Genomic DNA, 13,608 nt, shown 5'->3' on the forward strand with positions numbered 1-13,608 from the left:
TAAATTAAAATTAAACTTTTATCGTCTCTAGCAGTAAAAACCAGCTAATACCTAAACTGATTACTATCGTGTTGGTTAGCGATCGCCGATGATTATCAACTCCTGTTTCAAGGCTGACTTCAATGACAACTTATTTCACCTGCCCCAAGCTGATTTAGCCTCGTTCGCCACTAACTAGTACTCAGCAATAGTAAACCGATACACTATTGCTGCAATGCTAAGCAAAAATCACTAATCAGTTCAGGCCAATCATCAACATCATCCATAGAGTTAGCGATATGCAGTTTGGCATTGGGTAACGCCTTTTCAAGTTCAATAGCTGTTTCAATGGGATGAGCATCATCATCTTGCCAAGCAAGAATTAGCGTTGGCACCCTAATGCTGGCAAGTTGCTGCTTACTTGGGAGGTCATTTTGAGCGGCCGCGGTAAATAACTGACTTAATGTCTGGCGTTTCATCGACTTTAGTCCATCTAACATCCCCAAAACACTGTGCTTGTGGGCATCGATTAACCAGCGAGGTAACATCTTGTCTAAATGCTTGGCATTCATTTGGGCTAAGCCTTTACCGCCAAGTATGCGTGCGGCTTTGGCTATTTTATAATAATAATTAACTTGATTGGCTCTAGCCTGCCACGCGATAGGCGGGGTCATTAAAATGAGTCCTTGAATGCTTTCTGGATTGGCCAATGCTGCATACAAGCTGGTTGCACTGCCCATGGATTGACCACCCAAAATCATTGGTGTCGGTGCTTGATAATGCGCCGCGACCCTCAACATGTCTTTAGCAAGAGACGGCCAAAGGTAATCGTCAACAGACTCACCCGCAGTAGATAATCCATGACCGATTGCATCATAACGAATAAGTTGTAACTTTTTAGGAAACCGATGCCAAGCATACACGCCAATAGCATCTTCGCTTTGCATGCAGCCACACAGACCATGGGCCCAAACCAAGGCTTGCCCCTTACCGCTAATGGAACAATTAAACTGATTGATATTAAATTGCTCTGTCATGGCCTGTGGTTCTCCTATCTGTCTATCCTTTTACAATTTCAATCAATCTATTAATAAATAATATGATTGCATCTGTCGTATCAAACCTAAATGCTAAACCGTAATGAATTTCACTTAAGCCTTTGTTACGGCGTGTTGGAAAACGAGTCATTTGAGCATTGTGGTAATAATCGTATTTGGCATGGACGCCATCAATAGTGGCCAGTTCAGTAGAAAAAACCTCAAATGCCGGACGAATGATCAGTAATGGGGTTTTACCTTCAACATGTAAATAAACCGGCTCTTTTAACTCAGGAAGCATGTATTCGGTGACATTCTTAATATTAAAATTAGTACGACATTTGAGTTCATTCAAGGTTGATGCAACTTGTTCAAGGGTGATGCTCATAAAGTGGATGCCTGTGCTGGGTAATGTCATTGATTTATATCACTAGAGTATATGGCTTAGCTGAATAAATAAAAACAAAAAGCCCCGAACAAATGTTCAGGGCTAATGGTGTTAGTGCGATATTAGTAACGATAAAGCAGAATTATGCGTCAATACCTTTACTCGCCAAAAACTCGTCGTATGTGCCTTTGAAATCGTTAATCCCTGTCGGGGTCACTTCAAGAATACGAGTGGCTAACGATGATACGAATGCACGGTCATGAGATACGAACATTAATGTACCTTCGTACTTTTCAAGCGCGTTGTTTAATGACTCAATCGATTCCATATCCATGTGGTTGGTTGGCTCATCGAGTAATAAGATGTTCGGCTTTTGCATGATAAGTTTACCGAAATACATACGGCCTTTCTCACCACCAGATAGCACTTTGACTGACTTTTTAATGTCATCGGCGCCAAACAACATACGGCCTAAAATACCGCGTACCGATTGGTCATCGTCATTTTCTTTGCGCCATTGACTCATCCATTCGAACAAGGTCATGTCATTGGCAAAATCAGCTTCATGATCCTGGGCGTAGTAACCAATATTGGCATTTTCAGACCAATTAATGGTGCCTTCATCTTGTGGGATGTCGTGTACCAAAGTACGTAACAAAGTCGTTTTACCGACACCGTTTTGGCCCAAAATAGCAATTCTCTCGCCCACTTCAACCATAAGGTCGAATTTACTAAATAACGGGGCATCGTAACCTTTGGCTAAATTTTCAACAACCAAGGCATTACGGAACAATTTCTTTTCTTGTTCAAAACGAATAAACGGGTTCACACGGCTTGATGCTTTAATATCATCTAGCTTAATTTTATCAATTTGCTTGGCGCGTGATGTCGCTTGCTTAGCTTTAGATGCGTTAGCCGAGAAGCGCGCAACGAAGGTTTGTAACTCTGCAATTTGTGCTTTCTTCTTCGCGTTGTCACTCATTAAACGTTCACGAGATTGCTGTGCAGCCATCATGTATTCGTCGTAGTTACCTGGGAACACGCGTAATTCGCCGTAATCTAAGTCAGCCATATGAGTACAGACTGAGTTTAAGAAATAACGGTCATGCGAAATAATGATCATGGTGCTGTTACGTTGGTTCAACATATCTTGTAACCAGCGAATAGTATCGATGTCCAAGTTGTTGGTAGGTTCGTCAAGTAACAGTAAATCCGGGTCGGAGAATAATGCTTGTGCCAAAAGCACACGCAATTTAAAACCTGGAGCGATTTCGCTCATTAAGCCAAAGTGTTGTTCGGTACCAATACCGACACCTAAAAGTAAGTCACCGGCACGAGATTCAGAGGTATAACCATCCATCTCGGCAAATTCCATCTCAAGTTCAGATACTTTAATACCGTCTTCTTCGCTCATTTCAGGTAAAGAATAAATACGGTCGCGCTCTTGCTTTACTTTCCACAACTCACGGTGGCCCATGATCACAGTGTCTACGACAGAAAAGGCTTCGTATGCAAACTGGTCCTGGTTTAATTTACCCATACGTTCGTTAACATCTATTGAGACGTTACCACTTGATGGTTCTAAATCACCGGCAAGGATTTTCATAAAGGTGGATTTACCACAACCATTCGCGCCAATTAAACCGTAGCGATTTCCGCCACCAAATTTGACTGAGAGGTTTTCAAACAGTGGCTTAGCGCCAAACTGCATTGTGATGTTAGCTGTTGTAATCAAAATGAAATTCCAAATCGTGTTGTGTGTTGAAGCCGATATCAAATTATAGTGTATTCGCTCAAGTTGACATCTATATGACTCAAGCAAGCAAAAATGATATTGAAACTAGAATACGGCAAAGCCGAGGTAAATACGAAGCGCGATAGTGTAAGGATTTTTGGCCTATTTATCAACCTAGCAATCAACAATAGCGCAGACAAATACTGGCCACTTTTGAGATACAAGCAAGTATATGCCAACCATTATGAATATATCAGGGACGATAAATACACTAAGGTGGCTTAACACCGAAAACATCAATATGTTTTCGGTATCAATGATAACCGTGTGAAGTATTTAGTAAAAATATTGCCTCAGCTTAGGCGCTTGCTGGATCTGTTACATGGTCTGGGTGAATTTCTGCTTGGATAAAGCAGTTTTGTAGCACTTTTTTCGATGGGTACATACTTGCTGTGCTATCAATTATTTGCGCATCAAAATCGACAACAATAGGAATAAAATGGCTCGCTTTGGTGATTTTACGCTGTCTTAATTTTTTCAATGCGCTGATATCGGCATTCGAAGGCGAATGGTCAAAAGTAAAATACAAATAATGAATCGTATTTTGAGACTTCATTCCGAGCACTTTCTTTAACTCTACTAAGCGAGTCACTAATTGCTCATTCTGTGCTTGAACCTGCGCAATTGAGACTTTACTCATATCAAATACGGATATTGAAATAACACTATTGATATACTTTTGCGCCGCAATAAACTCAAGCCCTTCAAACTTAGCTGAACCGTCTGTCTCGAGTGTTGATGGCGCTAACTCTACAAAGCCGTTGCTATTGATTAAAATGTCTTTTAAACGCTCACGGGCTGTCGGCAATGCACTAAAATACGCCTCTTTCTTGCGAATATTGTGTCTCATGTAACCCGCTAGGGCACCACAAAGCACTAAAAAGACGATTTTGCCACCAATACGATGCCAAAAATCTAGGTATGGCGCATCCGGTAAAGTAATCCCGGCTTCCAAGGTTAGCGCTTCAACCTCTAGCGGCATCAGATCGATGTATAGATCATCTTCTGGCAGCATGCCAGCAAAACGGCCATCATAATTCCACAGTGGAATAAATAATACTTCAACCGATTTATAGATATAGCCAATATCGACGTTATCGCCCTCTGGTGTTTGAAATCGTTCGTCATCGGGAAGTTCCACTAGGGTAATAATGTTTTCCCCACCAAAAGAAATTAATCCCGCTTTGGCATGCGAAATATTAGCGGTTATAAGCAAGCAGAATAGCAATAGTAAGAAAATATTTTTCATTTTAATCCTTTATGAATAAAAAATAGCTGATTAGTGATCAGACCAAGCAGTGAACAGCGGAACCACAAATTGTAATCGCAATGAGTCTTTTAGATTCCCTTCATACAAATACTCATCGCTATTATACTAAAAAATGCTCAGACAACAACGCCATAGCGCTTATAGTTGCGCGACTAGCCTAGGAGCATTTTTATCGTTTTAAATACTCAATAATGTAGTCTAATCCACCAGTGATAGCGGCGACTTGGGCATCGTTACATTCTTGCGCTGTGACCAGAGGGCTATCAGGATAAACTTCAGTCGTGGTGTTAAAGTGATTGTCAGTGATACCGGCGCATAAACTGAGTTTTTTTACCGGGTAGTTAATCACCCCAAATTGCTCAATCGGCACTTCAATTAGTTGCCCATTATCGTCTGGTGCAATATGGGTCACTTTGGCAACGGAATCAATTATCGCTTTTTGAAATGCGGGAGTTGGATTATCACTGTCACCCACCAAATAAAAACCGTCAGGAATAATGCCTTTAGCATAATCAACGCCATCGCGAGCAGACAATACTGGTCTAAACTCTATCTCGTCAGTATCGGTCGTTTCATGTAAATCAATATGTGCATAAACCTCACCCAGTGTGGCCACAAATGCCATTAATGCCGCTGATTCTTCCGCTGGACTGTTAGGGTAAAAAGAGCGATTAGGATCGATGGCTTTTGGGTTCCAACGATTAATAGTTTCATAACCCCACGGGCTGATACATGGCGCAACCACCACATTAAAATACTGAGCGTAATCTTGCGCTTTAGTGGCTAAAAATTGAATGGCACCTTGTACACCACTGGTTTCATATCCATGTACGCCGCCGGTGATCAAAATGGTTTTTTTAGTACTGTCCCACTTGAGTGGCTTAAAACCAAATAAAGGATACTTGTCGACGTCATAAGATAACGCGCCATACTGTATTTGCTCAAATTGAGCCGCAAGCGGGGTTAACTTACTGACTACTTCATCTTGATATGACCGCTTGATAGTCACTTGTGCTAACCATTGGGCTTTGTGATCATCGGTCCATTTTTGTCCAGGAATGCCAATTGGATACGCTGTTGAATTGCTCATATAACCTCGTTAATCGTTTGTTTTATTGAGTTAATCTATTACGTTAGTTTATTTATTGTGACGGATTTAGGTTTAGCTAAAATAACTAAGCCTATGCCTAAAAAAATGATACTGGCCGAAATACTAAGATGAATACTGATCACTTCATCTAAAAATAGTACCCCGCCAAAGGCGGCGATAACAGGAACGGTCAGTTGTAGTACTGCCGCATGTGTTGCTGTTAACCCACGTAAAGCTTGATACCATAATGCGTAGCCGACGCCAGATGCCAGCCCACCTGACAATACGGCCAATAAAATGCCTGCGGGCGACAAGATAAGGTGATTAATGGGTTCAACAACGCTAAATAATGGCAGTAACCAGACTACACCTATCATTGCCGCAACTAACGGCAAGGTGCGAATAAAATTATAGCCGGTATCAAACAGTGGTTTGCGCGACTGTTTACCCAATAACGTGTAGCCACCCCAAGCACAGCCACTGATGGCCATTAATATTAGGCCTATGATTGAAGGAGCGCTGACGCCCGGTAAAACTAAATATCCAAAACCTGCAAATGCCAATGAGGCGCCAATAACCTCGAGTAAGGTTAACCGCTGGCCTTGAATATAACTCATCAGCATCATACTCATTTGTACTGCGGCAAATAAAATTAATGCGCCAGTTGCGGTATCAAGAAGCACGTAAGCGTATGAAAAAGTGACTGCATAAATGAACAGTAATCCCGCAGCTAGAAAGCTGCCGTGACTCGCTGATGTTGCTGCCTTGGTTTTATTGGCAGCACTTTTATTAACGTCACTTGTATTAACGTCACTTGTATTGGTGTGGAGGCGACGGGTTCGCAATGACATTAATAGCCACAACACCAACGCCCCTGCAGTTAAACGAATAGCGGTAAAACTGCTTGGATCAATTAATGGTGTGGTTTGCTGAACTGATAATGCCATGCGGCACAATACCGAATTAGCCGCAAATGCGACCAGAGCCACTAGGGTATACAAGGCCACAGAAAGCGTCGATAAATATGCTAATAGAACAGACATAGACAGGCGACTATGCTTTTTTCTTAAAGGTAAACTTTTGCACAAACCACTGTATTACCCCGACTTGTTGAACGTGAGTTAAGCCAAAATAAACACAGATCCACGGAGAGATAAGTAAAAACCAAGGTAACGCAGCTGTCGAGCGACCTGAGAATTGTAAATATAAAAAGCCGCCGTAAATAATAATGACGCCGAAGATCCCCACTATTAACATGATTTTTTTAAGCAGGTATTCTAATTTGGCCACGTAATTAATCCTTAAAAAGTAAAAAAGTCACGCCAAGATAATACACATGGTATTCACTCGGCGTGACAGCATCATAACAAACTGATTAAGCGAAATACTACCGGCTTATAAACGAATACCGCCATCAATTTCAAATACTCGGCCGTTGACGTAATCATTTTCAATGATAAAACGCACTGTAGAGGCAATTTCTTCCGGTTGGCCTAAACGACCGACGGGTACCATTTGCTCAAGGCGTTCTAATGCTTCAGGCTTCATTGCTGCGGTCATTTCAGTGGCGATAACACCAGGCGCAACCGCGGCGCTGCGAATATTATAGCGCGCTAACTCTTTGGCCCAGCCAACAGACATAGCTGCAACGCCAGCTTTAGAGGCTGAGTAATTAGACTGCCCCATGTTACCGGATTTAGCTAAGCTAGAAATATTAATGATAACCCCAGCTTGACCAGTCTCAATCATGGCTGCAGCGGCTTCACGACCACACAAAAAAGTACCGGTTAAATTGACGTTAATGACGGACTGAAATTGTTGATATGACATGCGATCAACGACTTTGCCGTCTTTCGCTTTAACCATTAAGCCGTCACGTAAAATACCTGCATTGTTGATTAACACATTAACTTGGCCAAAATCTTCAACAATAAATTTAAAACCAGAAACGACGTCTTCTTCATCAGTAATGTCTAAGGCGTAACCTTGCACTTCAGTGATTGAACCTAAATCAGCACAAGCCTGTTCAAGTTTGCTTTGGTCGACATCGATAAGTGCCAATTTAGCCCCTTGTGCAGCCAAATTTTGCGCCATTGCCAGACCTAATCCACCTGCTCCGCCAGTAATGACGACAACCTTATCTTTTAATTCCATCAACTGAATCCTTTATTTTTTCTTTGAAAACTGTTCAAAAATACTTGAAAAATCGCGACGGCCATTGCCTTGACGAGCATGATTAACATATAAACTGCGAGCCAAAGATCCCATCGGTGTGCTTGAGTTAGACGCGACTGCCGCTTCTTGCGACAAGCCTAAATCTTTTACCATCAAATCGACCATAAAGCCGCCTTGATAATCTTTCGACGACGGTACATTTTCCATCACATCTGGGCATGGATTATACTTTTCGAGAGTCCAGTTACCGCCACTGCTGACTTTCATGATATCAGATAGCACTTTAGGATCTAAACCATTATCCAAACCTAATTGTAATGACTCGCTAGTACCGACCATCAACACAGATAACAGCATGTTGTTACAAATCTTGGCAATTTGCCCAGCACCCACAGCGCCAGCATGAAAAATATTGCCGCCCATAACAGTCAGTACGGTTTGCGCTTGTTGATAAGCTGAATCACTACCACCACAAATAAAGGTCAAGCTGCCGGCGGCTGCGCCTGCTGTGCCGCCAGAAACGGGTGCATCCATAAACTCTATGCCTTTTTCCGCAGCTTTAGCTCCCACTAGACGGGCACTATCTGCATCTATGGTAGAACAATCAATTAATAGTGCATGCTTTGACACAACATCAAGCAGGCCTTTATTGTCATCGTCACCTAAATATAAGCTGCGTACATGTTTGCCCGCGGGAAGCATGGTTATCACAAAATCGGCAGCGGCTGCTGCGCCACAGGCAGTTTTAGCGCTTAATGCACCTTGATCAGTTAACGCTGTGACTGCGGCCGGGTTTAAGTCAAACACTGTGACTGTCATACCCGCCTTAATTAAGTTGGCCGCCATTGGGCCGCCCATATTGCCTAAACCAATAAATGCTACTGTTGCCATGTTGATAATCCTTTTATAAAAAGTCTGCTAATGGGTGCTTATCTGCAGCCCAAGGAGATGTGACAAGTTGGGCTATTTTACTCGGTTCAACCGCTTCAACATCGGTAAACAGCCATTGAGGGTTGCGATCCTTATCAATCAGTAATGCCCTTACACCTTCACAAAAATCCCCCATAGAGCAACAATTAACGCTAACACCCAATTCCCACTTGAAGCATTCGGCTAAGCTCAGCGCTGAACCTAATGCCGCTTGAGAAAAGATCAGATGCCAGCTGATCGGACTCCCCGCTAATGCTGTTTTCTGCGCGCGTTTAAGCCAATCAAGCTCAGTATCTAGCGTCGATAATTGGTGATGAACATCCAGAATGTCACCTGTCATTAATAAATCAATTTGACTTTGAAATTGTTGTAAATGACTGGTTGTAAGCGACGCTAGATACGGTTGTGTCATACCAGAAAGCAAGTCGCTCAATAGCTGATGATTTGTATCGTTATCTTGGCTCCACGTTAGTTTGGCCATAGCATCAAACAGCGGCTGTTTTTCATCGCTGGTTAAGTAATAGTTACCCAAGTTAACGTACAAGGCGTCTGAGGCGTTCATGTTGTAAGCCGTTAAGCCTAGAAATAAGCCTGTTTTTCCTGGCATACGATTTAAAAAGTAACTGCCACCGACATCGGGATATAAACCAATGGTGACTTCTGGCATCGCAATACGACTGCGCTCAGTCACAATGCGATGACTACCACCAGCCATGAGTCCTAATCCGCCGCCCATGACAATGCCGTCGCCCCATACTAGTACAGGCTTACCGAATTGATGCAGTAAGTAATCCAGTTGGTATTCTTGGGTAAAAAATTCACAGGCTTCATCGGTGATGTTATTGGGATTAGCGATAGACGCATGATAAATCGCACGAACATCACCGCCAGCGCAAAAAGCCTTGTCGCCAGCGCCTTTGATAACCACGCAAGCAATACTGTCATCGTTTTTCCAGCGCGTGAGCTGGTTTTGCATCGCTGCAACCATGTTAAGCGTTAATGCATTGAGCGCTTTTTCGATATTCAGGGTCACTACGCCAATAGATTGGCCAGATAGTGTGCCTAACGTTTGAAATATTACCTCTTGAGTCATTAGCTGTTCTTCCAATTTGCGGCGCGTTTTTGTAAAAAGGCGTTCACACCTTCAGCTTGATCTTCACTGCCAAACAGGTCAACAAACAATTCACGTTCAAGCGGTAATGCCTCAACTCTTGGCATTGTACGCCCTGCATTTATCAGCGTTTTACATGCACTGACACTGCCAGGAGACTGTTTAGCCACTTTAGCGGCTAATGCGACTGCTGCGTCGAGGGCTTGGCCTTGTTCAACCACTTCTTCAATTAAACCTATTTTTTCAGCTGTGGCTGCATCAATCCGTTCACCGCATAAAATCATCCGTTTCGCCCAGCCCTCGCCCACTAGTGCGGTTAAGTTTTGGGTGCCTCCGGCACAAGGTAATAAACCTACAGTGGCTTCTGGTAACGCCATTTTCACTTGGGTTTCAGCAATACGTAAGTCACACGCTAATGCGACTTCTAAGCCGCCACCCATGGCATAGCCGTTAATGGCCGCGATTGATACACCGCGAAATGCACTTAAAGTTTCAAAGGCTTCACCAAAGTGTTTGGCCATATTAGCGGCATTTTCTTTATCACCGTCGGCAAATAAATTTAAATCGGCACCGGCAGAAAAAAACCTATCACCTTGGCCAGTGATAACAAGCGCGTAAACATCCTTGCGTTGATTTAATGAAAGCACGATCTGTTTCAACGTTTGTAAACTGTCAGCTGTCCAGGTATTGGCTGGCGGGTTGTTCAACGTCAAAATGGCCGTGTGACCAATTATGTGTTCCAGTATATTGGTTTGAGCAGTCATAACCTTATGTCCTTATGTTAGTAATCATTTATGGATCATTCAGTTGTGGATCAGTCAGCAGTGAGCCACCCGTTACAGGATAGGATGTGCATCGCTGGCTAACAAACGACGAGCAATGATTAACCGCATGATCTCGTTAGTGCCCTCTAAAATTTGGTGCACACGTACATCGCGGAAATGACGCTCTAATGGATATTCACGAATGTATCCGTAACCACCATGAATTTGCAGCGCACTGTCGCACACTTGAAAGCCCACATCGGTGGCAAAGCGTTTTGCCATGGCACAATATGCGCTGGCTTCAGGGTCTTGAGTGTCGAGTTTAAATGCCGCTAAACGCACCATTTGACGTGCAGCAACTAACTCTGTTGCCATATCCGCTAATTTGAACTGTAGTGCTTGAAAAGCCGCTAATGGCTTACCAAACTGTTTACGCTCATTCATATATTCGGTCGCGCGCGTTAAGGCCGCTTGTGCAGTGCCAATTGAACAGGTGGCGATATTAATCCGTCCGCCATCTAAACCTTTCATGGCAAAGGTAAAACCTTGGCCTTCTTCGCCAAGTAAGTTAACCGCTGGGACGCGCACATTTTCGAAGCTGATCATTCTCGTCGGTTGGGCGTTCCAGCCCATTTTATCTTCCGCTTTTCCGTAAGTAACGCCTGCGGCATCGGCTGGTACTGCAATGGCAGAAACCCCTTTAGGGCCAGCTTCACCGGTACGGCACATCACCACTAAAAGCTCAGTTTCACCCGCTCCAGAAATAAAGACTTTCGAACCTGTGATCACGTAATCGTCACCATCACGCACCGCTTTAGTTTGCAATGAAGCAGCGTCGCTGCCAGCTCCTGGTTCAGTTAAGCAATATGACGCCAATAACTGCCCTGTGGTTAAGCCTTCTGACCACTGTTGGCGTAAGGTTTCAGTGCCCCAAGTAGTAACCATCCAAGTGGCCATATTATGGATGGTTAGCATTGCTGTGGTTGTTGTACAGCCATGGGCTAATTCTTCAAAAATAATTGAAGAATCTAACCGAGACAGACCCATACCACCTTCTGATTCTGGTGAGTAAAGTGAACAAAAACCCAGCTCACCGGCTTTTTGAATTACGTCTTTAGGAAAATGATGTTCTTCGTCCCATTTGGCGGCAAATGGCGCCAGCTCTTCTGCTGCGAATTGACGGGCTAAATCAGCAAACTGACGCTGATCTTCATTTAAATTAAAATCCATACTGGAGTCCTTATATTATCTTGGATGACTCTCGGGTCATTTGATATTTTGCCCACCTGCAGCTTGAGCTACTTAGTCATTAAATGGTGATGTTTGAGCTTACGACATCACCATCCGATGGTGCGAGTCAAAATGGTCTTGTTGTATTAGCAGATAAAAATAACCGCGATAGGTTTTATCATACCGCGGCCAATGAGCTTATTTGAGGTCAATACTCATGTTAGGACCGCTAACCGCTTCTGCATCAAACCAGCGTGTGGTAATGGTTTTGGTTTCAGTGCAAAAACGTACAGCTTGCTTACCATATGCGTGTTGATCGCCATAGAAACTGCCTTTCCAACCTGTAAATGAGAAGAAAGGTAGTGGCACAGGAATAGGAACGTTAATCCCCACTTGGCCTACTTCAATTTCATGTTGATATTTACGCGCTGCGCCGCCTGATGCGGTAAAGATTGAGGTACCGTTACCATAAGGACTGTTGTTAACCAGTTCGATAGCATCGTCTAAGTTATCCGCTTCCATACAACACAGTACTGGACCAAAAATCTCTTCTTTGTAAATGCTCATGTCGGTGGTGACATTGGTGAACATGGTTGGGCCAACCCAATTACCAGACTCATAACCTGCAACAGTGAAATCGGTTCCATCGAGTAAGCAATCAGCACCTTCTGCTTTGCCTTGAGCAATCAGTTTTAGGACACGCTCTTTTGCCGCAGGGCTGATAACAGGGCCGTAAGCAGCATCTTTGTCATCCCATAAACCAGGACGAACCTTAGCTAACGCTTCTTTTAATTCAGGGATCCACTCTTTGGCTTTACCGACAAAAATGGCTACTGAAATGGCCATACAACGCTGACCTGCAGCGCCAACCGAGGCTCCGACCATGTTATTGATCACTTGTTGCTTGTTCGCATCAGGCATGATCACACAATGATTTTTTGCCCCTGCAAACGCTTGTACCCGTTTGAGGTTGTCAGTGCCGGTTTTATAAATGTATTGGCCCACACCCACAGACCCCACAAACGAAATCGCTTTAATTGCTGGGTCTCGTAGTAAAATATCAACCGCGGTTTTGTCACCATGGATAAGTTGTAACACGCCTTTTGGTGCGCCCGCTTCAACAAATAACTCCACTAAACGTTGTGGCGTCATGGGATCTTGTTCAGACGGTTTTAAAATAAAGGTATTACCGCAAGCAATTGATAATGGGAACATCCATAATGGGATCATTGCTGGGAAGTTAAACGGAGTAATACCGGCACACACACCTAATGGTTGCGTGTAGCTATACGTATCGATATTACGAGCAACGTTTTCTACCGTTTCACCCATCATTAACGACGCAACACCACAAGCATGTTCAGCAACTTCAATCCCGCGCCATACATCACCTTTAGCATCTTCAAGGGTTTTACCGGTTTCTTGCGCTAAAATTGTCGCTAATTCGTCGTGATGCTCTTTGAGCAAATGTTGGTAACGCAACATAACCCGAGCACGTTCAGACACGGGAACTTCTTTCCAGGTTTTAAACGCTTCTTTAGCACTGTGAATAGCCAGCTCGACTTCGGCGGTAGTAGCGCAGTTTATTTTTGCGATAACGCTGTTGTTAGCAGGGTTAGTCACATCAATATTGCGATCGCCGCTACCAAAGGTGAATTCGCCATCAATATAATGCTTAACTTGTGTAGTCATGTGGTTTTCCTCGATCCTTGAACATCTATGAGTGAGTAACATCACTCGTATTGAGTTATTGCACAGGTAATGCCGTTTATTATGTTTGTCAGTCTCACTCATTGAGTGGCTGGATGTACATTTACCTGCGCAGTGGTCTTATTGAAC

13 protein-coding genes are annotated in these 13,608 nt (G+C 43.5%); all 13 read right to left on the reverse strand.

Annotated elements, in window-relative coordinates; genetic code table 11:
• Positions 1-203: 203 nt before the first annotated feature.
• Positions 204-1,016: an alpha/beta fold hydrolase gene (locus tag H5114_RS00005; RefSeq protein ID WP_124016205.1), complete on the reverse strand. Its 813-nt coding sequence runs from the start codon at positions 1,014-1,016 to the stop codon at positions 204-206.
• A 22-nt stretch (positions 1,017-1,038) separates the two neighbouring features.
• Positions 1,039-1,404: a hypothetical protein gene (locus H5114_RS00010; RefSeq protein WP_165870084.1), complete on the reverse strand. Its 366-nt coding sequence runs from the start codon at positions 1,402-1,404 to the stop codon at positions 1,039-1,041.
• A gap of 142 nt (positions 1,405-1,546) precedes the next feature.
• Positions 1,547-3,139: an ABC-F family ATPase gene (locus H5114_RS00015; RefSeq protein ID WP_182721886.1), complete on the reverse strand. Its 1,593-nt coding sequence runs from the start codon at positions 3,137-3,139 to the stop codon at positions 1,547-1,549.
• Positions 3,140-3,497: 358 nt separating this feature from the next.
• The gene (locus tag H5114_RS00020) at positions 3,498-4,448 is read right to left on the reverse strand and encodes a hypothetical protein (protein WP_182698849.1); all 951 of its coding nucleotides are present in this window, start codon (positions 4,446-4,448) and stop codon (positions 3,498-3,500) included.
• Between the two features lie 190 nt (positions 4,449-4,638).
• Complete coding sequence (locus H5114_RS00025; RefSeq protein WP_124016209.1) at positions 4,639-5,559, reverse strand: M14 family metallocarboxypeptidase; 921 nt, start codon at positions 5,557-5,559, stop codon at positions 4,639-4,641.
• 38 nt (positions 5,560-5,597) lie between these two features.
• Positions 5,598-6,602: a DMT family transporter gene (locus H5114_RS00030; protein ID WP_182721887.1), complete on the reverse strand. Its 1,005-nt coding sequence runs from the start codon at positions 6,600-6,602 to the stop codon at positions 5,598-5,600.
• A 10-nt stretch (positions 6,603-6,612) separates the two neighbouring features.
• Positions 6,613-6,816 (reverse strand): hypothetical protein, encoded by a 204-nt coding sequence (locus H5114_RS00035; protein WP_124016276.1) that lies wholly within the window; start codon positions 6,814-6,816, stop codon positions 6,613-6,615.
• 138 nt (positions 6,817-6,954) lie between these two features.
• Entirely contained in the window at positions 6,955-7,713 is a 759-nt protein-coding gene (locus H5114_RS00040; RefSeq protein ID WP_124016210.1) for an SDR family oxidoreductase, read from the reverse strand.
• Positions 7,714-7,725: 12 nt separating this feature from the next.
• The gene (gene mmsB, locus H5114_RS00045) at positions 7,726-8,625 is read right to left on the reverse strand and encodes a 3-hydroxyisobutyrate dehydrogenase (protein WP_182721888.1); all 900 of its coding nucleotides are present in this window, start codon (positions 8,623-8,625) and stop codon (positions 7,726-7,728) included.
• A 13-nt stretch (positions 8,626-8,638) separates the two neighbouring features.
• The gene (locus H5114_RS00050) at positions 8,639-9,757 is read right to left on the reverse strand and encodes an enoyl-CoA hydratase/isomerase family protein (protein WP_182721889.1); all 1,119 of its coding nucleotides are present in this window, start codon (positions 9,755-9,757) and stop codon (positions 8,639-8,641) included.
• Positions 9,757-10,539 carry an enoyl-CoA hydratase gene (locus tag H5114_RS00055; protein WP_182721890.1) on the reverse strand — a complete coding sequence of 261 codons (783 nt, stop codon included), beginning with the start codon at positions 10,537-10,539 and terminating at the stop codon, positions 9,757-9,759. Before H5114_RS00055 ends, H5114_RS00050 begins: the two co-directional genes overlap by 1 nt.
• Positions 10,540-10,611: 72 nt before the next feature.
• Positions 10,612-11,769, reverse strand: coding sequence for an acyl-CoA dehydrogenase family protein (locus H5114_RS00060; RefSeq protein WP_182698854.1), 1,158 nt, complete (start codon positions 11,767-11,769; stop codon positions 10,612-10,614).
• A 198-nt stretch (positions 11,770-11,967) separates the two neighbouring features.
• Positions 11,968-13,461 (reverse strand): CoA-acylating methylmalonate-semialdehyde dehydrogenase, encoded by a 1,494-nt coding sequence (locus H5114_RS00065; protein ID WP_182721891.1) that lies wholly within the window; start codon positions 13,459-13,461, stop codon positions 11,968-11,970.
• Between the last annotated feature and the right edge of the window lie 147 nt (positions 13,462-13,608).

Source organism: Shewanella sp. SR43-8 (assembly GCF_014163775.1).
Lineage (GTDB): Bacteria > Pseudomonadota > Gammaproteobacteria > Enterobacterales > Shewanellaceae > Shewanella > Shewanella vesiculosa.